The following is a 21,095-nucleotide window of genomic DNA, read 5'->3' on the forward strand; positions in this document are numbered from 1 at the left end:
GTGCGTGACCGGGGCGTAAAAGCGTTCCCGCGAGCGGGCGCGCGACGGCGCACGCAACGAAACCGGTTTCCGCGGCGGGCCGCCTACCCCCGGTATGCACGTCGTCGTGAACGCCGCGATGAGCGCGGACGGCAAACTCTCCACGCGCCGCCGCGAGCAGGTCGCCATCAGCGGTCCCGAGGACTTCGACCGCGTCGACGCTCTGCGCGCGGACGTGGACGCCGTGATGGTCGGCGTCGGCACCGTCCTCGCGGACAACCCCTCGCTCACGCTGGACGACCCGGCGCTGGTCCGCGAACGCGAGGACGCCGGCGAGTCACCGCACCCCGCCCGCGTCGTCGCTGACTCCCACGCCCGCACGCCGCCGGACGCGAAACTCCTCGACGGCACCGCCGAGACGTTCGTCCTCGTCGCGGAGGAGGAACCCATCGAACACCGCGAGACCCTCGAAGAGGCGGGCGCCACCGTCGTCGTCGCGGGCGAGAACCGCGTCGCGCTCCCCGAGGCCCTCGACGAACTCGCGTCCCACGGCGTCGAGCGCCTGATGGTCGAGGGCGGCGGCGAACTCATCTTCTCGCTGTTCGACGCCGGCCTCGTGGACGAACTGTCGGTGTTCGTCGCGCCCAAAATCATCGGCGGCCGGGACGCCCCGACGCTCGCCGACGGCGACGGCTTCGTCGGTGACTTCCCGGACCTCGAACTCGCCGGCGTCGAGCGAATCGACGACGGCGTCCTCCTCGAATACGACTGCGAGTAAGAGCCGGCTACCGGCTCAGTGCTGGTGGCCGGTGGCTTCGCCGAACGTCTGCCCGAAGCGCTCCTCGAACTGGTCGAGGGTCGCCTCCTCGATCTCCTTGAGTTCCTCGCTCGGCTCGCCCTCGCCGTGCGCGACGAGCATGTGCGCGCGTTGCGAGAACGCCATCAGCGCGATGTCGGCGACGACCTGCGCCTCCGACTCGTCGTCCTCCTCGGAGAACAGGTCCACGAGCCCGCTGGGGAGCGTGAGTTCGTCGGTGTTACCGTCCGCGTCCTCGATGGTGAACGTCGTTTCGTCCATACCACCACCGAGACGGTGGCGCCTAAAAGGGGTGTGGGTACGAGCCTACGCCTCGTCGACCCAGTCCGGCGTCTCGACGGTCGTCTCGTTCAGGCTGTCGTACTCGGCGCTCGTCGTCAGCGTCTCCCGTTCGCCGTCCCGCTCGACGGTTGCCGAGACCTGCATCGACCGGACGAGACCGCTCTCCTCGACGACGAGCGTCGCGTTCGTCGACACGACGTTCGTCACGTCGATGCCGGGGGCGTCCTCGTCCGCGGTGGCGCTGTCGGCCTCGAAGACGAACGCGCCGTCCTCGAAGCCCTCGTACTCGAAGTCCCACTGCGCGAGGATTTCGGGCGCCGCCGGCAGTGCCGCGCCGCGGTCGACGAACCGCGTGAAGTTCGTGTCCTCGGTGTAGGCCCGCGATTCGCCGTCACCGGCGTTCACGTACACGGTGTCGTTCGCGAAGAACGACCGGCGCACGTCGGCGTTCTCGCCGGCGGGTTCAGTCGTCTTCAGCGCTCGCTCGCTCTCGTTGTTCAACGCGAGGGTGACGGCTCGCTCGCCGCCGCTCGCGACGGTCGTCGCGGACTCGTACTCGAACGACGAGAGGTCCGCGGCGGCGTCGGCGTGCGCCTCGAACACCGCCGTCACGTTCACTTCCTCGCCGTCCGTCCACGACTGCTCGCTCACGTCGGGCGCGCTCGACCCGCCGCCGAGCGGACCGGCCGAACAGCCGGCGAGCGCGACGAGGACGGCGACCGCTATCGCGAGGACTCGTCTGTTCATGCGAGTCGACTCCGACCGTCACCGGAAAGTGCTTGGTGGTTCGACCGCGCCTACGCCTCGTCGACCCAGTCCGGCGTCTCCACGGTCGTCTCGTTCAGGCCGCCGTACTCGGCGACCGACAGAATCTCCGTCGTCTCGCCGTTCCGCTCGAGCGTCGCGCTCACGGACAGTTCGCGGACGACGCCGCGTTCGGTCACGCGGAGCGTCGCGCTCGTCTCGGTGACGTTCGCCACGTCGAGACCTCCCTCGGGGGCGTCGGGGTCGGGCGTCACGCTGTCGGCCTCGAAGACGAACGCGCCGTCCTCGTAGCCCTGGTACGCGAAGTCCCACTGTTCGATGATGGTGCCGTTGACCGTCAGCACGGTCTGCTGGTCGACGAACCGCGAGAAGTTCTGGTCGAAGGACTGGTTCGCGTACTGGGGGTTCTCGGCGGTGCCCGACTTCGCGTACAACTGGCCGTCGGCGACGAACGTCTCCTGGATCTGGGTTCGGTTCCGGACCGACGAGGAGATGCTCAGGAACGCGCGCTCGGTGTCGCGGTTCGCCGCGAACGACACCGTCGTCTCGCCCTGCCCGCCCGAGGAGACGACCGCGTGTCGCTCCACCGACGTCGCGTTCGACACGACGGCGCGGTGTTCCGTTATCAGCGCGTCGAAGTCGACGGACTCGCCGTCGCTCCAGGACTGCTCGGCCAACTCGGGACTGTCGGCGCCGCCGTCGCCGGGACTGCCGGACAACGCACCGCTACAGCCGGCGAGGACGGTGAGGAAGGCGACCGCCACAGCGAGAAATCGTCTGTTCACGCGATACTGTTCGACGGCACGTGCAAAGGCGTAGTGATTCGGCGCGCGAGACTCGCGTCGCACGCCGAAGTCGAAGCCGCCGCTTCACGGGGTGCGGTTCGCCCACGCGGGCACCGCCACCGTCGCGTGGTTCACGCCGGTGACGCGGTAGGTGTACGTCGCCGCCGTCACTCGCCCGTCGTCACGGGTCGCGTGCTCCAAGCGGAGCGACCGAATGTATCCGCTGTCGTCGACGACCAACCGCCCGCCGACCGACGCGAAGTTGTAGGGCGCCGACTCGCTGAGTTCGCTCGCTCGGAACGCGTACCCGTCGTCGGTGCGCCCCGCGAACTCGAAGTCGTAGGCCGAGAGGAATCGGCGGGTCGGGAGTTCGACGTGTTGTATCCACGAGCGCTCCCGCTGGAACGCCTCGCCACGCCCGACTCGGAGGGACGCGTCGCCGCCACCGATATCGGTCTGCCTGACGTAGGTGGCGTTCGGGCCGACGAACCGCGTCAGTTCGTCGTCGTTGCCGGCGCGCGTGTTCCACTCGTGGGAGCGCGCCCGGCGCTGTGTGCGGTTCGCGACGAACTCAGTGGTTCGAACGACCGACCCGTTCACGCGACTCTCGTGGTACACGCGAACCGATTGGCCGTCCGAGAGCGCGCGCCGGTGTGCATCGTAGACCGCGTCCCAGTCGCCGCGCTCGACGTTCGTGACGACGGTCGGGTCGTCGACGGGGTTCGGGGCGGCGACGCCGAGACACCCCGACCCGACCGCGAGGAGGGCGACCGCCGCGGCGAGGACCTGTCTGTTCACGAACCGGTGTATCAGAGTTGCGCGAAAGAACCTTGGGGCGGTCAGTCGTCCGCGGCGGCCGTCTCGCCGCCCTCGTCGGCGGCCGTCGCGGCCTCGCTGCCGAGGTACTCGTCGGCGTCGATGGCGGCCTTCGAGCCCATGCCGGCGGCGGTGACGGCCTGCTGGTAGTGATAGTCCACCACGTCGCCCGCGCCGAAGATGCCCTCCACGTCGGTCGCGGTCTGGTCGCCGCCACGCCCGCCGTGAGTGATGATGTAGCCGTCGTCGTCGAGTTCGACGCCCGTGTCTTCGAGGTAGCCCGTGTTCGGGGTGTGGCCGATGGCGACGAAGAACGCGCCGACGTCGAGCGTGAACTCCTCGGTGTCCTCGTCGTCCAGTTTCGCGGTCGGGTGGCCTTCGGGGTGGCGGACCAGCGAGACGTGGTCGACGCCGTCCTCGGCGGTGCCGTGGACCTCGGTGGCTTCCGTGTTCCACAGCACCTCGATGTCGCCGTCCTCGACCTTCTGCTGGATGCGGTCGGCCCAGTAGTCCTCCGCGCGGAGTTCGTCGCGGCGGTGGACGAGGTAGACGGTGTCCGCGAACTTCGTGAGGAAGTCGGCCTCCTCGGCGGCCGCGTCGCCGCCGCCGACGACGACCATGTCCTCGCCGCGGAAGAACGCGCCGTCGCAGGTCGCACACGTCGACACGCCGTACCCCATCAGTTCGTCCTCGCCGGGGATGCCGAGCGTGCGAGCGCTCGCGCCCGACGCCGCGATGACGGCGTCCGCGGTGTACACGTCGCCGTTCGCGAGTTCGACGCGGAACGGTCGCTGGGACTCGTCGACGTGCTCGACGACGCCGTGTTCGACCTCGGCGCCGAAGCGCTTGGCCTGCTCTTTCATGTTGTTGATGAGTTCGGGGCCGGAGAGTCCCTCGGGGAAACCGGGGTAGTTCTCGACTTCCGTCGTGAGCGTGAGTTGGCCGCCGGGTTCGTCGCCCTCGAACAGCAGCGGGTCGTTGTTCGAGCGCGCCGCGTAGATGCCCGCCGTGAGCGCCGCGATACCAGTCCCGACGACGACGAGTTCGCGGTGTTCGACCACGTCGTCGGGTTCGCCGCCGTCCGTGACGAGGCCGAGTTTCTCGTCGAGTTCGCCGGTCTGGTCGAGTTCGTGGGTGTCGTCCCACCCGCCGATGAATTCGTCGTCGATGAACACCTCGGGCGCGGTCTCGCGGCCGTTCGCGCGCTCTTTCATCTCCGCGAACAGTTCCTCGTCACCGGTGACGTTGTACGTCTCGTAGTCGACGCCCTTCGCGTCGAAGAGGTCTTTGGCCTTCTCGCAGTACGTGCAGTTCGTCTTCGTGTAAATCTCTACGCGCGGCGTCTCGCTCATGTCTCTACTTCGACGGTCGGGCCGTTTGTAGATTCCGCTGACCGACGACGCCGCCGGTAGTTGTGCGCGGAGCGCGCACGACCGCTCGAACCCAAGCACTTACCGCCGTCGTCGCCCGAACGCAGACTATGCCCGCCGACCTCCACGAGAAGATGGACCGCTACGAGGGACTGCTCGCCGAGGCGCTCGCCGAGGCCGAACCGGTCGCCCCCGAGGGGACGCCGCTGGACGACGCCGCAGCCGAGTACGAGGAGATGGCGCGCTCCTACCTCGACGACGGGCGGCACTTCAAGGAACACGACGACCCCGTGAACGCGCTCGCCGCGTTCTCCTACGGGCACGCGTGGCTGGACGCCGGCGCGCGCATCGGCCTGTTCGACGTGCCCGAGTCCGGCCACCTGTTCACCGTCTGAGGCGCGCGTCGGCGCCGAGCGCAGGACGCGAGTAGGGTGGTTTTACGTTACTCCGCCGCGACGTGGCGGGCAATGGAGGCCGCGCTCTGGTACGTGTTGACCGGGACGCGAGGCGGACCCAACCGGGTGCGTCTCCTGCGTGCCGTGAACGAGCGGCCGCGAAACGCGAACCAGCTCGCAGAGGACTTAGACCTCGACTACAAGACGGTTCGTCACCACCTAGAGGTGCTCGTGGACAACGACATCGTGGAGTCGAGTGGCGACGACTACGGGGCGGTCTACCTGCCGACCGACAGGGCGCGCACGCACTGGGAGACGGTCGAAGACATCATCGAGGAGGTCGACTAATGACGCACTCTGGGCGAAACACGGCCGAATTTGGGAAAGCGTATAACTGTCGGAGTTGCCAACGGTGGTGTAGATGACAGTCTGGGCTGACGTGTCGCGGGTCGCGATGGGGGTGAACGTCGTCTTGCTCGCGGTACTGTGTACCATCTGGTTCCGGAACTACCGGCAGTTCGGCTCCAAGCACACGCTCGGACTGTTCCTGTTCGGCCTGCTGTTACTCGGGGAGAACGCCCTCGGCCTCTACTACTTCATGATGCACGACACGCTCGCGGGCTGGTTCGGCGGCCTCCCGCAGCTCGCGGCGACGGCACTGCTGGCGCTGCGCCTCCTCGAAACCGTCGCCATCGCGTTCCTCGTCTGGGTCACCTGGGACTGAGCCCGCCGACTCTTCGCCGCCGCCTTCTCCCGCACCCGTCGACACTGCCTGTCGACGGCCGTGGCTCGCCGACGTATCTAGTAGCGGATATTGCCGATAGAAGTCGTGTGGGGCGCATTCCGAACAGTTTCCGGGGGAAATTGGGTGTCAGTTCGGAAAATCGTCTTTAAATGGGTCTCCGTCGTGGGGAGTATGCGGCAACGCATCCAGGCACTGGCGTTAGCACTCGTGGTCGTGGCCTCCGCGTTCGCGGTGGGGCCGACGACCGCGGCGGCCGACGGGGCCGCGACATCGAATCACGCGTCGGTGACGTTCGACGCGCAGACGAGCGGCGGCTACACCGTCACCGTCGACTCGGTGACACTCGAAGACGGCGGTTTCGTCACGATACACGACGCCTCCGTCACTGAGGGCGACGTACTCGCGAGCGTCGTCGGGTCCTCCGACTACCTCGAAGCGGGCACGCACGAGAACGTCACCGTGCGCCTCGACCAGCCCGTGAGCGAGGACGCGACGCTCGTCGCGATGCCTCACAAGGACACCGACGGCGACCGCGTCTACGAGTTCGTCTCCACCAGCGGCGGCGCGGACGGCCCGTACACCGCCGACGGGAGCGCCGTCGTGGACACGGCGGACGTCACCGTCTCGGCGTCCGTCTCGATGAGCGACCAGCCGACTGACGGCAACACCATCGTCCTCGACCGCGTCGAACTCTCCGAATCCGGGTTCGTCGCCGTCCACGACTCGACGGTGCTCGACGGCGCCGTCTTCGACAGCGTCGTCGGCCACAGCGAGTACCTCGAAGCGGGCGTCCACGAGAACGTCCGCGTCACGCTCGACGAGGAAGTCGGCAACGAGACGCTGATTCCGATGTCGCACATGGACACGAACGACGACCAGTCGTACTCGTTCGTGGAGAGCGACGGCGCGAACGACGGACCGTTCACGAACATGGCCGGTGACGCCGTCGTCACCACCGCGTCCGTGACCGCCGCACAGGAGGCGTCCGCGACGTTCGACGCCCAGACCAGCGGCGGGAACGCGGTCGTCGTGGACTCCGTGTTCGTGCCGGAAGGCGGGTTCGTCACGATGCACGACGCCACCGTCACCGAGGGCGCCGTCTTCGACAGCGTCCGCGGCACGAGCGACTACCTCGAACCCGGCCTCCACCGGAACGTCGTGGTGCGCCTCGACAGCCCTCTCAACGAGACCGGCGCGCTCGTCGCGATGCCCCACATGGACACTGACGGCGACCAGACCTACGACTTCGTGAGTAGCGAAGGCGGCGACGACGGCCCGTACACGGCTGACGGCGGCGCGGTCGTCGACAGCGGCGAGGTGACCGTCTCCGCGTCGGTCGCCTACGACACGCAGGAGTCCGACGGCAACACCGTCACCATCGACCGCGTCGACCTCTCCGAACCCGGCTTCGTCGCGATTCACGACCCGAGCGTCGGCGCCGGCGAGGTGTTCGACAGCGTGCTCGGGCACAGCGCGTACCTCGAAGCGGGCGTCCACACCGACGTGACCGTGACGCTCGACGAGGCAGCGAACGAGTCCCAGACGCTCGTCGCGATGCCGCACATGGACACTGACGGCGACGGCAACTACACGTTCGTCGAGAGCGAGGGCGGCGCCGACGGGCCGTTCACCGCGAACGGCGGCGCCGTCGTCGACGCCGGCAACACCATCGTCACCGCGAACGTCGTCGCGTCGAATCAGGACAGCGACGGCACGACGGTCACCGTCGACTCGGTGACGCTCGCGGACGGCGGCTTCGTCACGATTCACGACGCGAGCGTGACGGAGGGCGAAGTCTTCGAGAGCGTGCGCGGCACGAGCGACTACCTCGCGCCCGGCACGCACGAGAACGTCACCATCGAACTCGACAGCGCGCTGAGCGGCGACGCGACGGTCGTCCCGATGGCCCACATGGACACCGACGGCGACCAGACCTACGACTTCGTGAGCAGTGACGGCGCCGACGACGGCCCGTACACGGCCGCCGGCAGCCCGGTCGTCACCACCGCGATGCTCGACCTGCCCGCCACCGCGTCCGTGACCTTCGACGACCAGTCGTCGATGAGTGACCGCGTCACCGTGCAGGAAGCCACGCTCAGCGAGGGCGGCTTCGTCGTCATCCACGCCAGCGACGACGGCGCGCCCGGCGAAGTCCTCGGGCACACCGCCTACCTCGAAGCGGGCACGCACGAGGACCTCGACATCCAACTGATGAGCGAGATTTCCGGCGAGACCGAACTCATCGCGATGGCGCACGTCGACTCCGACGGCGACCGGACCTACGAGTTCCCGGACGCCGACGGTCCGTACACGATGGACGGGAGCGCCGTCGTCGACGCCGGCACCGTCTCGGTCGGCTCGATGGACACCACCGAGATGACGGAGACCACCGAGATGATGGACGAGACGACGGCTGACGACGACGAATCCGGCGGCGACACGCCCGGCTTCGGCGTCGCCGTCGCGCTCGTCGCAGTCCTCGGCGCGGCGCTGCTCGCGCTCCGCGAGTAAGCACCGACTACCCGCGTTTCGACCCGCGAACTATCGCACCCCTTCTTTTCCGCCGGCCCCGTACACCGACGCGTGTTCGACGACCGCGAAGCCGCCGGCCGCGAACTCGCCGCCCTGCTCGCCGAGCGCGGCGTCGCCCCAGACGTCGTGCTCGCCGTGCCCCGGGGCGGCCTGCCGGTCGGGCGGATGGTCGCCGACCGCTTCGACGTCCCGCTCGACGTGGTCGCGGCGAAGAAACTCGGCGCGCCCGGCAACCCCGAACTCGCCATCGGCGCCGCCGCCAGCGACGGCACCGTCTGGGTGAACGACGACCTCGTCGCGCGCCTCGGCGTCGACAGCGACTACCTCGCGGCCGAACGCGAGCGAGCCGCCGAAACCGCCCGCGAGAAGGTCGACGCGTACCGCGCCGACCGTCCGCCGCTCGACCTCGTCGGCCTGACGGTCGCCGTCGTGGACGACGGCGTGGCGACCGGCGCGACGACCCGGGCCTGCATCGAGTCGGTGCGCGCGATGGGCGCCGCCCGCGTCGTGCTCGGTGTACCCGTCGGTCCCCAGGACACGCTCGACGAACTCGCCGGCGTCGCCGACAGCGTGGTCTGCGTCGAGACGCCGGGGTGGTTCGGCGCCGTCGGGCAGGCCTACCGGGACTTCTCACAGGTCTCGGACGCCGACGCGATGGCGTACCTCGACGACGGCGAGTGACCGCCGCGGGTTCGAGGGGCGACAAAGTTTTTCTGACCGCCCGACGACGCGCTACGTATGGCTCACGAGGCGTACGTGCAACTCACCTGTCCGGAATGCCAGAAACACTGGGAGAGTACGCCCAGCGACCTCCCGAAACACGACCAGAACTTCTCCTGTCCGAACTGTCACGCGACCCGCCGCACGGCGGAGTTCATGCGGACGGACCGCGACCTCGAGAACCTCAAGAACCTCCAGTAATCAGACCGCCGACCGCGCGCCACACGCCTCGCAGTGGAGGCGTTCGGTGTCGTCCTCGGTGACGAGGTTCGTGTCCGGGAGCCCGCACTCGGGACACGTGACGTACGTTTCGACGTACTCGTCGAGCACCGCCTCGACGCGGTCCCCGTCGAACTCGCCGGTGAGGCGGGCGCGCCCGCTCTCGTCGATCTGCGCGCTCGTCCCGAGTTCGTTCTGGATGAACTTCAGGACGTGGTCCTGTTCGCGCCCGAGGCGGTCGAGCGTCGACTGGAAGTTCTCGTACACCGTGACGTTCCCCTCCTTGCGGACGTTCGGCTCCGGTACCTCGAATCGGCTCTCGCTGCCCGCGATGTCCGGCTTCTGGTCCATCGCGCGGTCGAGTTGCTCTTCGTAGTCCATACCCGAGCGGAGTAGCGGCCCGCACAAAAGCCTTTCATCGCCAGCGTCGGATACGCGTTACAACCTCCCTAGGGTTTACGAACGGCCGTGTCAACGGTTCTCAGGATAATACTATAACCCCGTGCCCGTTAGAATCGGGTGTCATGAAGAAGCAGGAGCTCATCCATCTTCACGGCCTTCTCGCGGAGGTCGGGAACTACTACGAACAGCGAGAGAACGAGGACATCCCGCTCGACGAGTACGAGGAACTCGGCGTACGCCCGACATCCATCCACAAATCCAAGACCGACCACAAAGCAGCAGTGTTCGCACTGGCAGGCGGCATCACCTCTACGATGCACGGCGAAGAGACGGAAGACGCCGTCCCCGCCTCCGCCGACTAAGCAGTCCGACGCGACGACCCCTCACGACACAACACCGCCCAGCGGCGGCGCCGTCACGCGGACGCGCCGTCGTCGAAACCGCCGTCCCCGACCGCCTCGCCGTCCTCGTCTCCTCCCGACTCCTCCTCGACGACCTCGACCGACAGCACCTCCAGTGGGATGTTCTCCAGTCGCTTCCCGATCTCCTTTCGCGCGATGCGCGAGGCGTGTTCCTCGCGCTCGACGTTGAACACCGTCATCTCCAGTTCGAGCGCGACCAGACTCTCGTCGGCCGCGACGAACGCCGGCTGGAGGTCGTCGCCGCAGTGCGGGCAGGACCGCTCGCCCATGTCTATCTCGACGTAGTTCAGGTCCGGGTTCAACATCTCCCCGGTCTTCGAGATGGCGATGCGAACGGCCTCGTCTGCGGACTGCACGTCGTACACGGGGACTGCAGCCTCGACGACCACCCGACAATCCATGACTACGTGACGTGTTCGCAGGCAACGTAGAAGAAATTTGGCCCGGAACCGACGCCGACTTCCCCGCCGGCGACGAACCTCGTCTCGATGGAACGCGGCGCGATTCCCGTCGACGACGTGCCGGGCGCGGTCGACCTCCAGTCCACGCTGGAGAGCGGCCAGACGTACCTCTGGTGGCGGCCCGACGGCGCCACCTACGAGACCGACGGCGCGTACGGCGGCGACGCCTGGTACCGCACCGTCGTCGGCGACGACGTGGTCGAAGCCCGACAGACCGAGGACGCAATCGAGTGGCGTGCCACGACGGACGCCGCCGACCTCGTTCGCGACCTGCTCGGCCTCCGCGACGACCTCCGCGAGATTCGGCGCGCCGCCACCGAGGACGACCTCGCGCAGGCCGCGTGGGACGCCTACGACGGCCTCCGAATCGTCCGCGACCCCTTCTTCGGTTGCCTGATTTCGTTCATCTGCTCGGCCCAGATGCGCGTCGAACGCATCTTCGCGATGCAGGAGTCCCTGCGCGCCGAGTACGGCGACCCCATCGACTTCGACGGCGAGACGGTCTACGGCTTCCCGCGACCGGAGACGCTCGCCGAGGCCACCGAGGACGACCTCCGCGACCTGAAACTCGGCTACCGCGCGCCCTACGTCCAGCGCACCGCCGAGATGGTCGCGTCGGGCGAACTCACCGAGGAGGACGTCCGGGGTCGAGCGTACGAACTCGCGCGCGAGAAACTCACGGGGTTCGTCGGCGTCGGCGACAAAGTCGCGGACTGCGTGCTCCTGTTCTCGCTGGGCTACCTCGAAGCCGTCCCCCTCGACACGTGGATGCAGACCGCCATCGAGGACCACTACCCGGACTGCGACCGCGGGAACTACGCCGACACCTCGCGGGCGTTCCGCGAGCGACTGGGGCCGTACGCCGGCTATACACAAACCTACCTCTTCCACTACCTCCGGTCGGGCGGCGAGTAGCGAGCGCGCCGTAGTTTTTTCGCGGTGTCCGCCGTAGCGCCTCGCATGGCCGACGACACGCGCGCTCACGTCTTCGTTTCCGGGAAGGTCCAGGGCGTCTATTACCGCGCGAACACCCGCGACGCCGCCGAAGAGCACGGCGTCGAGGGGTGGGTTCGGAATCTCCGGGACGGCCGCGTCGAGGCCGTCTTCGAGGGGGCCGAGGACGCCGTCGAGTCGATGGTGGAGTGGTGCCACGAGGGCAGTCCTGCGGCGCGCGTCGAGGGCGTCGACGTGGAGTACGGCGACCCGGAGGGCGTCGAGGGCTTCGAGGTTCGGCGGTGAGTCGCCCACGGATTTAGGGTGGGCGGCGTCGAACGTCCGGGCATGATTACGAGCGACCGGATGGCCGCCGTCGACCGGAACGCCGAGGCGGTCGGCGTCCCCCGGAAGCAGTTGATGGAGTCCAGCGGGAACGCCGTCGCCCGCGAGGTGCGCGAGGTGGCGGACGCTGGCGCGAGCGTCGCAATCGTCGCCGGGCGCGGGAACAACGGCGGGGACGCGTTCGTCGCCGCGCGCTTCCTCGACGACTACGACGCGACCGTCCACCTGCTCGGGCGCCCCGAGTCCATCGCGACCGACATCAGCCGCGAGAACTGGGACGCGCTCGAAGCCGGCGAGTACGACGCGCGCGCTGTAACGGATTCACAGAGCCTCGACCTCGGCGACCCGGACGTCATCGTGGACGCCGTGCTCGGCACGGGCGTCTCGGGCGCGCCCCGGGAACCCGAGGCGACGGCAATCGAGGCCGTCAACGACGCGGACGCGGCGGTCGTCGCCGTCGACGTGCCCTCCGGGATGGACGCCGACACCGGCGAGACGCCGGGCGTCGCGGTGGACGCCGACCGCGTCGTGACGTTCCACGACACCAAGCCCGCGCTCGCCGACCGCGACGACGTGACCGTCGCGGACATCGGCATCCCCGAGGCCGCCGAACTGTTCGTCGGCCCCGGCGACCTGCTCCAGTTGGAGCGCGACCCGCACGCCCACAAGGGCGACTTCGGGCGCGTGCTCGTGGTCGGCGGCGGCCCCTACACCGGCGCCCCAGCGCTCTCTGCGCAGGCCGCGCTCCGGGCGGGCGCCGACCTCGCGTACCTCGCGGTGCCCGACGAGGTCGCCGACCCGATTCGCGGGTACAGCGAGAACCTCATCGTGGACTCGCTGGTCGGCACTAGACTCGTCCCCGAGCACGTCCCGGAACTGCTCGCGCGCGCCGAGGACGTTGACGTTGTCGTGCTCGGCCCGGGTCTCGGCGACGCCGACGGCACGCTCACCGCGGTCCGCGAGTTCCTCGCCGACTACGACGGGAAGGCGGTCGTGGACGCCGACGCCCTGCAGGTCGTCCCCGGCGTGGAGACGGACGCCGACCTCGTCTGCACGCCCCACCAGGGCGAACTCGCGGACATGGGCGGCCCGAAGGCCGACGATTGGGAGGAGCGCGCCGACGCCGTCGAATCGTTCGCCGCCGAACTCGGCCACACCTTGCTCGTGAAGGGCGCGTACGACGTGGTTTCGGACGGCGAGACGACGCGCGCGAACCGAACGGGGAACCCCGGAATGACGGTCGGCGGCACCGGCGACGTGCTCGCCGGCGCGACGGGCGCGCTGTTCTCGACGCTCGACGCGGTGGACGCGGCGGGCGTCGGCGCCTACGCGAACGGCGCGGCGGGCGACCGCGTGGTCGACGAACAGAGGTACGGCCTGCTCGCGACGGACCTGCTGGACGCGCTCCCGCGGGCGCTGTGGGGTGAGGAAAGTGACTGACGGCGAGTCGGGTGCGGCCGACGACCTCACGCACACGACCGACGACGGCGACGTGCAGATGGTGGACGTGGGCGACAAGCCCGACACGGCCCGCCGGGCGGTCGCACGGGGCGAGATTCACCTCGCCGAGCCGACCGTGGACGCGATTCGCGGCGACGAAATCGGGAAGGGCGACGTGCTCGCGACGGCGCGCGTCGGCGCGGTGCAGGCCGTCAAGCACACGTGGGAGACGATTCCGATGTGCCACCAGATTCCAATCACGAACGTCGCGACTGACTTCGACGTGCGCGAGGACCGCGTGGTGCTGGAGGTCGCCGTCGAGACGACCGGGAAGACCGGCTGCGAGATGGAGGCCTTAGAGGGCGTCACTACTGGGCTGAACGTCGTCTGGGACATGGTGAAGGCGGCGGAGAAAGACGACGAGGGGCAGTACCCGGGGACGCGAATCGAGGGCGTCGAGGTCGTGGCGAAGGAGAAGCGCCGACTGGACTGAGCCGCGCTCGGTCGGGCCCGCGTCGCGAATCGCCAGACTGCTGCTCGAAGGGTCGTCTTTCCCGGCCGTGGCGCGACGCGCCCCACGACGGGAGTCCGGTACGCTCACCGTTCCGGGAAGCGTGCCCGCCCTTACTGATTCGCGCCCCGTGGTAAGCCAACCGACCAGTCTATTCTACAACAAATAACGAAGAGCACAGGCGTCGTCTGTCGATTCGTATGCAACTCGAACTGTCACGGACACTAACGGCGGTGCTACTCGCCGCACTCGTCGCGGGAGCAGTCGCCACGACGGGAGCGCTCGCCGCGAGCGCCGCCGAAACCGCCGAAAACCCACAGAACGTAGCCTACCTCAACGTCGCGCACGCGTCGCCCGACGCACCGGCCGTCGACGTGTACGTCGACAACGAGACCGCACTCGAGGACTTCGCGTTCGGCGACGTCAGCGACTACCTCGAACTGGACGCCGGTGCGCACACCGTCGCCATCACCGTCGCCGACGACCGCAGCGCAGTCGTCTTCGAGGGGAACCTGACGCTCGAACGCGGCACCGCCACCACCGTCGCGGCCGCCGGCGAGGTGAGCGAGAACGGCACGACCGCGTTCGCGCCGCGTGTCTTCCCGAACGACGCGCTGACGCCAGACAACGACTACGCGGCCGTCCGCGTCGCCCACCTCTCGCCCGACGCCCCCACGGTCGACGTGACCGCCGAGGACGGCGACGTGGTGCTCGCCGAGAACGTCAGCTTCGGGAACGCCTCGGCGTACGTGACGGTGCCCGCCGGCGACTACGAGGTCGAGATCCGCGCGGACACCCCGAACGCCGACGGGCCCGTGGTCGCGACCGTGGACGTCTCGCTAGACGACGAAGAAGCCTACACCGCGTGGGCGGTCGGATACGCGTCGCCCGACGATGCGCCCGCAGACACGCCGTTCGAGGTCATCCTGACCGAGGACGCGTCCGTGACCGTCGAACTGCCGTAACTTCGAGAGGACTCGGACACGCGACCGGGGCTGCGTTCGCGGCTACGCTTCCGCGACCAGTTCACTCGCTTTCGCGTGGGAGCGCTCGACAATCGTCGGGCGCGCCTCGAAGTCGATGACGACCTCCTCGTCGCCGTAGTTCACGTCCCGCACGTAGGCGTGGTCGTGGACCCACGACACGACGCTCATCGTGTCGTCGGTCATCGGGAGGACGAGGCGCTCGCGCTCGCGCTCCGGGAGGCGGGCGTCGATGCGCTCGACGAGTTCGTCGAGGTTGATGGCCTCCAGTCCGCTCACCGCGACGGGGTTCGGCGCGAGGGCGGACAGCGCCGCCATCTTCTCGTCGAGTTCGTCGTCGTCGACCGCATCGCGCTTGTTGAACACGGTGACGATGGGCGCCTCGTTGCGCTCGTAGAGGGTGTCGTGACACGTCGTCAGTTTCTCCCGGATCTCGTCGATGGACTCGCTGGCGTCCACCACGAGGAGCACGAGGTCGGCCTGATAGACGGACTCCAGCGTGGACTTGAACGACTCCACGAGCCAGTGCGGGAGGTCGCTGATGAATCCCACCGTGTCCGTCAGCAGGACGTTCCGGCGCTCCATCTCCAGTCGGCGCGTCGTCGTCCCGAGTGTCGTGAACAGTTTGTCCTGGGACTCCGCCGTCGTGTCGAGGTCCGGGTGGAGGTCTTCGTTCTCGTCGACGTCCACGTCCTCGGCGAGGCGGCGCAGGAGCGTCGACTTCCCGGCGTTCGTGTAGCCCGCCAGCGCCACCAGGTCGAAGCCGGACTCGCGGCGCGTCTCGCGGCGCTGCTGTTCGGTCTTCTCGATGTTCTCCAGTTCGTCCCGAATCCGGGAGATGCGGGCCTTGATGTCCTGCTCCCGGCTCTCGTCGTACTCCCCGAGTCCCATGAACCCGGGGCGCTCGTCGCGCTGCGCGAGGCTCGTCTTCGCCTCCGCGCGCGGCAGTTCGTACCGGAGTTCGGCGAGTTCGACCTGCAGTTGTGCCTTCCGCGTGTGCGCTCGCTGCCCGAAGATGTCCAGAATCAGCCGGAACCGGTCGACGACCTCCGTGTCCTCGGGGAGGTTCTGGCCGAGGTTGTACGTCTGGTACGGCCCGAGTCGGTTGTCGAACACCACGCGGTCCGCGTCCGTCTCGTCGACGACGACCGCGAGTTCCTCGACCTTTCCCTCGCCGAGTTGGAGCGCGGGGTCCGCCGTCCGCGATTGGGTCACCTCCGCGGCGACCTCGTAGCCCGCCGCTCGCACGAGGTCGCGAATCTCCTCGGTCTCCGGTGTGCCGTCGTCCACGCGCTTCGCGACGACCGCCGTCTCCGTGGCTGTTCCCGTCACTTGTCCGGTGATACGGTCCGGCGCTACTTAATCCCACGGCGGCCCGCGACCGCCGCGCAGTCACCCGTCGACGGGCAAAAGAGACTTACCAGTTGGTTGCGGAGTGGTAGCTATGGTAGACGTCAATCTGACCTCTCTCGGCCTCGAGTTCGGTGGTGGCGCCGGCATCGGAGCCATCATCGGGTTCGCGGCGAAGAAGGTCGCGAAACTCATCGCGGTGCTGGTCGGCCTCGAGCTCGCGCTGTTCAAGTTCCTCGAATCCCGGGGCATCATCACCGTCGACTGGGAGCGACTCACCGCCGGGATGGTCGACGCCACTCAGATGGGCGCGAACGGCGCACCGCCGTCGTGGGTGAACACGCTCCTCTCGACGCTCTCCGTGAGCGCCGGCTTCACGGGCGGGTTCCTGCTCGGCTTCCGGCGCGGATAGTTAGCGCGTCTTCAGGTCGTCCTTGTCCTTGATTATCTGCGTCTCGCCCTCGCCGGAGGACACCTCGTTCACGCGCTCGTAGAAGTCGTTTTGCATCCCCGCGGGGAACGTCAACACGCCCACCCACGAGCCGTCGGCCTGCCACTCCTCGCGCTCTAACTCGCCGAACTCGCGGAGTTTCGCCTGTCCGCTGCCCGCGTAGTCCGCCGGCAGCGAGACGGCGACGGTGACCTCCTCGAAGCGAATCGGAATCACGGGCCGGAGCGCGTCGAGCGCGTCGTCGACCTGCTGTTCGGCGGGCTCCATCGGGTCGACCGTGAAGCCGGCCTCCTCGAGCGCGCTCTCGATGCGCTCGGGCGGGTGGGGCGCGTCGTCCATCTGGGGGTTGATGGCGTTCCGCGAGATGGTGTTGATGAGTTTGCGCTTCTTGCGCTCTTGCATCTCCTCGCGTTGCTCGGCCGTAATCTGAATCTCCCCGCGCTCGATGACCTCCGGAATGATCTCCATCGGGTCGGTCGTCCCGAACACCTCCTCTAGGTCCTCCTCGGCGGGTCGGTCGCCCCGCGACGCGTTCTCGAACACGTCGCGGGCGGCGATGACGTCCTCCAGTTCGCCCTCGAACTCGCCGCGTTTGATTTCGAGTGCCGCGTCCGGGTCCACGAGCACCTCGAAGCGCTCGCCGTGTGTCTCGAGGCGCGCCGTCACGGCCTCGTCGAGTGAAATCATACCCCACCATTGGGTGGTCCGCTAAAAAGCCCTTTTCCCGCGCGCCGCCGCTGTCGGGCCGTCGGCTACTCCTCGGTCTCCTCGTCCTCCGCACTCGTCTCGTCGCTTTCCTCGCCTTCGTCCGCCTCGGGGAGGAGTTCGTGCTCGCCGAGGTACTCGCGAATCTCGTCGTCGGACAGTTCGAGGAACGTCCCCGTCTCCGCGTCGATGGTGCCGACGCCGACGCCCGCCGGCGTGAGTTCGTCCCGAATCTCGCCGAGCGCGCGCAGCGCCAGCTCCACGCCCTCGTCGAGCGTGAGGTCCTCGCGGTAGTGCTCTTCGAGGTAGTCCTGGACGTCCGCGCGCTTCTCGCCGATGGCGATGGCCTTCCACTCGTAGGGCGTCCCCGAGGGGTCGGTCTCGAAGAGGCGGGGTTCGCCGTCGTCGACGCCGCCGATGAGGAGCGCAACGCCGAACGGGCGCGCGCCGCCGACCTGCGTGTACTGCTGGATGTGGTCGGTGATGTCCTTCGTCAGCGTCTCCACCGCGATGGGTTCGTCGTAGCGCACGCGGTTGATTTGGGCGTCCCGTCGCGCGTAGTCGATGAGTTGGCGGGCGTCCGCGACGTGGCCCGCGCTCGCGATGCCGACGTGGTCGTCTGCCTTGTGAATCTTCTCGACGGAGGACTCCTCCATCAGCGGCGAGTTGATGCGCTTGTCGACGAGGAGGACGACGCCGCCCTCGGTGCGAACGCCGATGCTCGGCGTGCCTCGCTTGACCGCTTCTCGCGCGTACTCGACCTGATAGAGGCGACCGTCCGGGGAGAAGATGGTGATACCCCGGTCGTACGCCTGCTGTTGGTTCTGGCCCTGCATGGTTACTCGCAGTCGAGTCGGGTTGCTCCGACGAACGACCCCTCGACGTCCACGTCGACGCGGTCGCCGCGCGCGAACGCCGGTCGGGAGTCGCCGCCGAACGCGACTCGTTCGTCCGCTGAAACTTCAGCCGTCCGTCCTAAATACTTTTCTTCGGCCGCCCGCATCGTCCCCGAGACGCCGCGGACCGACACGCGAACCGGGTCGTCGCGCACCGCGCTCACGCACGCGAGCGCCGCCCGACCGCGCTCGACTTCGCCGCGGCGGACGCGCACGATGACCTCGCCGGCGCCGTCCGCGAACGAGAAGTCGACGACGCGCAGGTCGGCGTCCGCGCTCCCCACGTCCCCGAGGAGGTTCTGCGCGGCGAACCAGAGACTCCGCTGGAAGTCGTCCCTGCTCACGTCCGCGTCGGGCCACGCCTCCAGTTCCACGGCGAGGTAGCGCCACCGCGGCCGGAGGTGCTTCGGGAGGTGTTTCACGCTCGCTCGGCCACCAGCACGCCGACCTGTTCGTGGACCATCTCGACGGCGGTCAGCGCGTACCCGGCGTCAGTGAACGCGTCCGCGAGCACGCCGACTGTCGCGGGGTCGTCGACCTCGGGGCTGTAGAACGGCTCCTCGGGGTTCGGCTCGCCGAAGAACATCACGTCCCCGAGCACGATTCTGTCGGGCGCGAGGTCCGCGATGGTCGCAATCGCGTCGCGCTTCTCGGCGTCGCTGAGGTGGTGCATCGCGAAGTTCGAGGTCACGACATCCACGTCGCCGTCGAAGTTGGGCTCGCGGAACCGCCCCTCGCCGAATTCGACGTTGTCGAGGCCGCGCTCGTCGGCCTTCTCGCGGGCCTGTTCCATCATCCCGTCACTGATGTCGCGGCCGACGACGCGGCCGGCGTCCTCGGCGAGCGCGAGCGCGATGGCGCCCGTGCCACACCCCAAGTCGAGGACGGTGTCCCCGCCGTCAGGGCTGGCGTGTTCGAGCACGAGCGCGACGCACTCGTTGTACTCCGGCGTCTGGTCGTCGTCGTACTCCGCGGCCACGTCGTCGAAGCGAGCGGCGTGCTCGTCAAGCGTCTTCTTCATGCTCGCCGGTTTCGACGCCCGGCGCAATGAACTCCCCGGACAACAACTCGCGGTTGCGGGCTGCCAACGCGCCCCACTCTTCGAGGCCCGAGCGAATCTGGCCGCGGTCGAACCCGATTGTCTCGCCGACCGCTAGCAGTTCGCGGGGCGCGCGAAGTTCGAGGTGGGACGCGGCGCGCGCGCTCACGACGAACGGCGCGTCGTAGTACGCCACGAGCTCGCGGAGTTTCCGGAGGCCGCGCAGGGCTTGGACTCGCGCGCCGCCGTCCTTCCGCAGGACGCCCGAGAGGTCGAACTCCAGTCGCACGCCGTTGCGCTTTGCGGCCTTCACGATTACGTGGTTCACGTCACCCCGGCCCTGCATCGGGGCGGCGAGCACGTCCACTTTCGGCGACTCGGCGACGAACCGGTTCATGTCCGGGGTGCCGCCGCGCACCGCGAGCAGGGGCACCGATTCGCGAATGCTCCCGACGGTACCGCTGGCCTGCGACCGGTCCTCGGCGACCACCTCGACGCCCTCCACGACGTCGATGTCGTACTCCTCGGCGACCGCGGCGTAGTCGACGTCCGGCCGCGAGCCGTGCCGGCTCCGCACCACGACGCCGTCGTAGCCGTCGCTCGCGGCCGTCGCGGCGAACCGCGCGACGGTGCTGTCGCCGTCCGGGTGGGCGAAAACGGCCTCGTACACGACCCCACGTAACTCGGCCGTCGGTAAAAACGCGTGCGTTCCCGACGACCGATTTAGGTCGATGGCCGGCGATACTCTACGTATGGGCGACTACGAGCGCGACCCGGAGGACGTGGACTGGGACGACCCGGACGCCTGCCCCTTTTGTGGCGCGTCGCTCCGCGACGGCGGCGCCGGGTTCATCGAACACGTCGAGGAGAACCCCGCGTGTCGCCGCCGCTTCGAGGAGTGGCGGGAGAACGTCGCGGGCGACGTCGGGCCGGAGTGGTTAGGATAGCGCGTCGCGTGCGTTCTCCACCGCGGCGTCCTTCTTCGCGGGGTACGCTTCGACCTTCGCGCGCAAGGAGATGCCGCCGCCGAGTTCGGCGTCGCCCTGGAACGCGGCCTGCTTGTCGAGGTGGACGAAAAACGAGCAGTTGTCGTCGACGCGCTCGCCGAGTTCGGTGCGAATCTTCTCGATGTCCGCGCCGTCCCGGAGCACGGAGAGGACGTGACGCATCTCGTCGGCGCGCTCGACGCGCGCGGACAACACGACGATGCGGTCGCCGAGATGCCCCGTGGACTCTGCGCGCTCCAGTTCGACGTCCTCGGGGAGGAAGTGCCGGAGCGCGTCCGCGACGCGGTTCTCGTCCTCCGTGTCGTAACAGAACGTCCGGAGGTCGACGTAGTGGAACGGAACCTCGCTCATTGGGACTGCGTAGTCGCTCGGCGCGTAAAAGGACCGCTACTGTCGGTCGTTACTCCTCGTCGGCTTCGTCGTCCGCGTCGCCCTCGGCGGCTTCGAGGTTGTCGGCGGGGACGCCGGCCTCCTGTCCGTCCTCGAAACTCACGGTGTAGTTCGGTTCGCCGAACATCGTCTCGACGACCTGCGTGACCGTCCCGGTCTCGCCGTCGAACTCGCTGTGCTTGTCGTGCAGGACGACTTCGTCGTCTTCCTCGAAGCTCATACCACGGCGTACCGCCGGCCCGCCCAAAAACACCCCGATTCCGCGTCCGCAGCGCGCGGGACACGCACCGGAACGCGGAGCACGCCCGCCCGGCGCCGTTCCGTGGCGCGCGACG

At 68.5% G+C, this 21,095-nt stretch carries 30 protein-coding genes; 15 read left to right on the forward strand and 15 right to left on the reverse strand.

The window, feature by feature from the left end; translation table 11 throughout:
- Positions 1-94: 94 nt before the first annotated feature.
- Positions 95-757, forward strand: a complete 663-nt coding sequence (locus tag LT972_RS05520) for a 2,5-diamino-6-(ribosylamino)-4(3H)-pyrimidinone 5'-phosphate reductase (RefSeq protein ID WP_232572197.1) — start codon at positions 95-97, stop codon at positions 755-757.
- Between the two features lie 15 nt (positions 758-772).
- Here LT972_RS05520 and LT972_RS05525 read toward each other — a convergent pair whose 3' ends face one another.
- From LT972_RS05525 to LT972_RS05545, 5 genes are all read right to left on the reverse strand, one after another.
- Entirely contained in the window at positions 773-1,057 is a 285-nt protein-coding gene (locus LT972_RS05525) for a DUF7545 family protein (protein ID WP_232572198.1), read from the reverse strand.
- 45 nt (positions 1,058-1,102) lie between these two features.
- The gene (locus LT972_RS05530) at positions 1,103-1,825 is read right to left on the reverse strand and encodes a DUF7537 family lipoprotein (protein ID WP_232572199.1); all 723 of its coding nucleotides are present in this window, start codon (positions 1,823-1,825) and stop codon (positions 1,103-1,105) included.
- A gap of 50 nt (positions 1,826-1,875) precedes the next feature.
- Positions 1,876-2,628: a DUF7537 family lipoprotein gene (locus LT972_RS05535; RefSeq protein WP_232572200.1), complete on the reverse strand. Its 753-nt coding sequence runs from the start codon at positions 2,626-2,628 to the stop codon at positions 1,876-1,878.
- Positions 2,629-2,712: 84 nt separating this feature from the next.
- Positions 2,713-3,426, reverse strand: coding sequence for a hypothetical protein (locus tag LT972_RS05540; protein ID WP_232572201.1), 714 nt, complete (start codon positions 3,424-3,426; stop codon positions 2,713-2,715).
- A gap of 41 nt (positions 3,427-3,467) precedes the next feature.
- Entirely contained in the window at positions 3,468-4,796 is a 1,329-nt protein-coding gene (locus tag LT972_RS05545; protein ID WP_232572202.1) for an FAD-dependent oxidoreductase, read from the reverse strand.
- 128 nt (positions 4,797-4,924) lie between these two features.
- On the opposite strand from LT972_RS05545, the gene LT972_RS05550 reads away from it, so the two are divergent.
- From LT972_RS05550 to LT972_RS05575, 6 genes are all read left to right on the forward strand, one after another.
- Positions 4,925-5,209, forward strand: coding sequence for a DUF357 domain-containing protein (locus tag LT972_RS05550; protein ID WP_232572203.1), 285 nt, complete (start codon positions 4,925-4,927; stop codon positions 5,207-5,209).
- Positions 5,210-5,281: 72 nt separating this feature from the next.
- Entirely contained in the window at positions 5,282-5,557 is a 276-nt protein-coding gene (locus LT972_RS05555) for an ArsR/SmtB family transcription factor (RefSeq protein WP_232572204.1), read from the forward strand.
- A 73-nt stretch (positions 5,558-5,630) separates the two neighbouring features.
- On the forward strand, positions 5,631-5,933 hold the full coding sequence (locus LT972_RS05560) for a hypothetical protein (RefSeq protein WP_232572205.1): 303 nt from the start codon (positions 5,631-5,633) through the stop codon (positions 5,931-5,933).
- A 192-nt stretch (positions 5,934-6,125) separates the two neighbouring features.
- Complete coding sequence (locus tag LT972_RS05565) at positions 6,126-8,465, forward strand: DUF7282 domain-containing protein (RefSeq protein WP_232572206.1); 2,340 nt, start codon at positions 6,126-6,128, stop codon at positions 8,463-8,465.
- A gap of 72 nt (positions 8,466-8,537) precedes the next feature.
- Positions 8,538-9,167 (forward strand): phosphoribosyltransferase, encoded by a 630-nt coding sequence (locus LT972_RS05570; RefSeq protein WP_232572207.1) that lies wholly within the window; start codon positions 8,538-8,540, stop codon positions 9,165-9,167.
- Positions 9,168-9,224: 57 nt separating this feature from the next.
- On the forward strand, positions 9,225-9,407 hold the full coding sequence (locus LT972_RS05575; RefSeq protein WP_232572208.1) for a DUF7836 family putative zinc-binding protein: 183 nt from the start codon (positions 9,225-9,227) through the stop codon (positions 9,405-9,407).
- Here the strand turns inward: LT972_RS05575 and LT972_RS05580 are convergent, their stop codons facing one another.
- A complete protein-coding gene (locus LT972_RS05580) occupies positions 9,408-9,806 on the reverse strand; it encodes a translation initiation factor IF-2 subunit beta (protein WP_232572209.1) in 399 nt (132 codons plus the stop codon).
- Between the two features lie 143 nt (positions 9,807-9,949).
- Between LT972_RS05580 and LT972_RS05585 the strand changes: the two genes are divergently transcribed.
- Positions 9,950-10,189, forward strand: coding sequence for a UPF0058 family protein (locus LT972_RS05585; protein WP_232572210.1), 240 nt, complete (start codon positions 9,950-9,952; stop codon positions 10,187-10,189).
- A 53-nt stretch (positions 10,190-10,242) separates the two neighbouring features.
- On the opposite strand, the gene LT972_RS05590 is transcribed toward LT972_RS05585, so the two are convergent.
- A complete protein-coding gene (locus LT972_RS05590) occupies positions 10,243-10,650 on the reverse strand; it encodes a DUF555 domain-containing protein (RefSeq protein WP_232572211.1) in 408 nt (135 codons plus the stop codon).
- 87 nt (positions 10,651-10,737) lie between these two features.
- Here LT972_RS05590 and LT972_RS05595 point away from each other — a divergent pair, with 87 nt between their 5' ends.
- From LT972_RS05595 to LT972_RS05615, 5 genes are all read left to right on the forward strand, one after another.
- Positions 10,738-11,625: a DNA-3-methyladenine glycosylase family protein gene (locus LT972_RS05595; protein WP_232572212.1), complete on the forward strand. Its 888-nt coding sequence runs from the start codon at positions 10,738-10,740 to the stop codon at positions 11,623-11,625.
- A gap of 45 nt (positions 11,626-11,670) precedes the next feature.
- Entirely contained in the window at positions 11,671-11,949 is a 279-nt protein-coding gene (locus LT972_RS05600; RefSeq protein WP_232572213.1) for an acylphosphatase, read from the forward strand.
- 42 nt (positions 11,950-11,991) lie between these two features.
- Entirely contained in the window at positions 11,992-13,428 is a 1,437-nt protein-coding gene (locus LT972_RS05605) for an NAD(P)H-hydrate dehydratase (protein ID WP_232572214.1), read from the forward strand.
- Positions 13,421-13,921 carry a cyclic pyranopterin monophosphate synthase MoaC gene (gene moaC, locus LT972_RS05610; RefSeq protein ID WP_269780548.1) on the forward strand — a complete coding sequence of 167 codons (501 nt, stop codon included), beginning with the start codon at positions 13,421-13,423 and terminating at the stop codon, positions 13,919-13,921. The genes LT972_RS05605 and moaC overlap by 8 nt, the downstream gene beginning before the upstream one ends.
- A gap of 218 nt (positions 13,922-14,139) precedes the next feature.
- Positions 14,140-14,904 (forward strand): DUF4397 domain-containing protein, encoded by a 765-nt coding sequence (locus LT972_RS05615; protein WP_232572215.1) that lies wholly within the window; start codon positions 14,140-14,142, stop codon positions 14,902-14,904.
- A 42-nt stretch (positions 14,905-14,946) separates the two neighbouring features.
- On the opposite strand, the gene hflX is transcribed toward LT972_RS05615, so the two are convergent.
- Entirely contained in the window at positions 14,947-16,254 is a 1,308-nt protein-coding gene (hflX, locus tag LT972_RS05620; RefSeq protein ID WP_232572216.1) for a GTPase HflX, read from the reverse strand.
- Between the two features lie 112 nt (positions 16,255-16,366).
- Between hflX and LT972_RS05625 the strand changes: the two genes are divergently transcribed.
- A complete protein-coding gene (locus LT972_RS05625) occupies positions 16,367-16,684 on the forward strand; it encodes an FUN14 domain-containing protein (protein WP_232572217.1) in 318 nt (105 codons plus the stop codon).
- Here the strand turns inward: LT972_RS05625 and LT972_RS05630 are convergent, their stop codons facing one another.
- The 5 genes from LT972_RS05630 to LT972_RS05650 form a co-directional block, all read right to left on the reverse strand.
- Complete coding sequence (locus LT972_RS05630) at positions 16,685-17,410, reverse strand: ribosome assembly factor SBDS (RefSeq protein WP_232572218.1); 726 nt, start codon at positions 17,408-17,410, stop codon at positions 16,685-16,687.
- Positions 17,411-17,475: 65 nt separating this feature from the next.
- Positions 17,476-18,264, reverse strand: a complete 789-nt coding sequence (gene psmA / locus LT972_RS05635) for an archaeal proteasome endopeptidase complex subunit alpha (protein WP_232572219.1) — start codon at positions 18,262-18,264, stop codon at positions 17,476-17,478.
- A gap of 2 nt (positions 18,265-18,266) precedes the next feature.
- Positions 18,267-18,746, reverse strand: a complete 480-nt coding sequence (locus LT972_RS05640; RefSeq protein WP_232572220.1) for an Rpp14/Pop5 family protein — start codon at positions 18,744-18,746, stop codon at positions 18,267-18,269.
- Positions 18,743-19,345 carry a class I SAM-dependent methyltransferase gene (locus tag LT972_RS05645; RefSeq protein ID WP_232572221.1) on the reverse strand — a complete coding sequence of 201 codons (603 nt, stop codon included), beginning with the start codon at positions 19,343-19,345 and terminating at the stop codon, positions 18,743-18,745. The genes LT972_RS05640 and LT972_RS05645 overlap by 4 nt, the downstream gene beginning before the upstream one ends.
- Positions 19,329-20,033 carry an RNase P subunit p30 family protein gene (locus tag LT972_RS05650; RefSeq protein ID WP_232572222.1) on the reverse strand — a complete coding sequence of 235 codons (705 nt, stop codon included), beginning with the start codon at positions 20,031-20,033 and terminating at the stop codon, positions 19,329-19,331. Before LT972_RS05650 ends, LT972_RS05645 begins: the two co-directional genes overlap by 17 nt.
- A gap of 82 nt (positions 20,034-20,115) precedes the next feature.
- Here LT972_RS05650 and LT972_RS05655 point away from each other — a divergent pair, with 82 nt between their 5' ends.
- Positions 20,116-20,310: a DUF7501 family protein gene (locus tag LT972_RS05655; RefSeq protein ID WP_232572223.1), complete on the forward strand. Its 195-nt coding sequence runs from the start codon at positions 20,116-20,118 to the stop codon at positions 20,308-20,310.
- On the opposite strand, the gene LT972_RS05660 is transcribed toward LT972_RS05655, so the two are convergent.
- Together LT972_RS05660 and LT972_RS05665 are read right to left on the reverse strand one after the other, a co-directional pair.
- The gene (locus LT972_RS05660; RefSeq protein ID WP_232572224.1) at positions 20,302-20,721 is read right to left on the reverse strand and encodes an RNA-binding protein; all 420 of its coding nucleotides are present in this window, start codon (positions 20,719-20,721) and stop codon (positions 20,302-20,304) included. The two genes, LT972_RS05655 and LT972_RS05660, sit on opposite strands and share 9 nt — an antisense overlap.
- Positions 20,722-20,770: 49 nt before the next feature.
- A complete protein-coding gene (locus LT972_RS05665) occupies positions 20,771-20,980 on the reverse strand; it encodes a DUF1918 domain-containing protein (protein WP_232572225.1) in 210 nt (69 codons plus the stop codon).
- Positions 20,981-21,095: the final 115 nt, after the last annotated feature.

It is taken from the genome of Halobacterium litoreum (assembly GCF_021233415.1).
Taxonomy (GTDB): domain Archaea; phylum Halobacteriota; class Halobacteria; order Halobacteriales; family Halobacteriaceae; genus Halobacterium; species Halobacterium litoreum.

Coding starts and splice junctions, on each gene's coding strand:
- LT972_RS05520 (WP_232572197.1), top strand. CDS start 95: ATGCACGTCGTCGTGAACGCCGCGATGAGCGCGGACGGCAAACTCTCC.
- LT972_RS05525 (WP_232572198.1), bottom strand. CDS start 1,057: ATGGACGAAACGACGTTCACCATCGAGGACGCGGACGGTAACACCGAC.
- LT972_RS05530 (WP_232572199.1), bottom strand. CDS start 1,825: ATGAACAGACGAGTCCTCGCGATAGCGGTCGCCGTCCTCGTCGCGCTC.
- LT972_RS05545 (WP_232572202.1), bottom strand. CDS start 4,796: ATGAGCGAGACGCCGCGCGTAGAGATTTACACGAAGACGAACTGCACG.
- LT972_RS05550 (WP_232572203.1), top strand. CDS start 4,925: ATGCCCGCCGACCTCCACGAGAAGATGGACCGCTACGAGGGACTGCTC.
- LT972_RS05555 (WP_232572204.1), top strand. CDS start 5,282: ATGGAGGCCGCGCTCTGGTACGTGTTGACCGGGACGCGAGGCGGACCC.
- LT972_RS05560 (WP_232572205.1), top strand. CDS start 5,631: ATGACAGTCTGGGCTGACGTGTCGCGGGTCGCGATGGGGGTGAACGTC.
- LT972_RS05565 (WP_232572206.1), top strand. CDS start 6,126: ATGCGGCAACGCATCCAGGCACTGGCGTTAGCACTCGTGGTCGTGGCC.
- LT972_RS05575 (WP_232572208.1), top strand. CDS start 9,225: ATGGCTCACGAGGCGTACGTGCAACTCACCTGTCCGGAATGCCAGAAA.
- LT972_RS05580 (WP_232572209.1), bottom strand. CDS start 9,806: ATGGACTACGAAGAGCAACTCGACCGCGCGATGGACCAGAAGCCGGAC.
- LT972_RS05585 (WP_232572210.1), top strand. CDS start 9,950: ATGAAGAAGCAGGAGCTCATCCATCTTCACGGCCTTCTCGCGGAGGTC.
- LT972_RS05590 (WP_232572211.1), bottom strand. CDS start 10,650: ATGGATTGTCGGGTGGTCGTCGAGGCTGCAGTCCCCGTGTACGACGTG.
- LT972_RS05595 (WP_232572212.1), top strand. CDS start 10,738: ATGGAACGCGGCGCGATTCCCGTCGACGACGTGCCGGGCGCGGTCGAC.
- LT972_RS05600 (WP_232572213.1), top strand. CDS start 11,671: ATGGCCGACGACACGCGCGCTCACGTCTTCGTTTCCGGGAAGGTCCAG.
- LT972_RS05605 (WP_232572214.1), top strand. CDS start 11,992: ATGATTACGAGCGACCGGATGGCCGCCGTCGACCGGAACGCCGAGGCG.
- LT972_RS05615 (WP_232572215.1), top strand. CDS start 14,140: ATGCAACTCGAACTGTCACGGACACTAACGGCGGTGCTACTCGCCGCA.
- LT972_RS05625 (WP_232572217.1), top strand. CDS start 16,367: ATGGTAGACGTCAATCTGACCTCTCTCGGCCTCGAGTTCGGTGGTGGC.
- LT972_RS05630 (WP_232572218.1), bottom strand. CDS start 17,410: ATGATTTCACTCGACGAGGCCGTGACGGCGCGCCTCGAGACACACGGC.
- psmA (WP_232572219.1), bottom strand. CDS start 18,264: ATGCAGGGCCAGAACCAACAGCAGGCGTACGACCGGGGTATCACCATC.
- LT972_RS05645 (WP_232572221.1), bottom strand. CDS start 19,345: ATGAAGAAGACGCTTGACGAGCACGCCGCTCGCTTCGACGACGTGGCC.
- LT972_RS05655 (WP_232572223.1), top strand. CDS start 20,116: ATGGGCGACTACGAGCGCGACCCGGAGGACGTGGACTGGGACGACCCG.
- LT972_RS05660 (WP_232572224.1), bottom strand. CDS start 20,721: ATGAGCGAGGTTCCGTTCCACTACGTCGACCTCCGGACGTTCTGTTAC.
- LT972_RS05665 (WP_232572225.1), bottom strand. CDS start 20,980: ATGAGCTTCGAGGAAGACGACGAAGTCGTCCTGCACGACAAGCACAGC.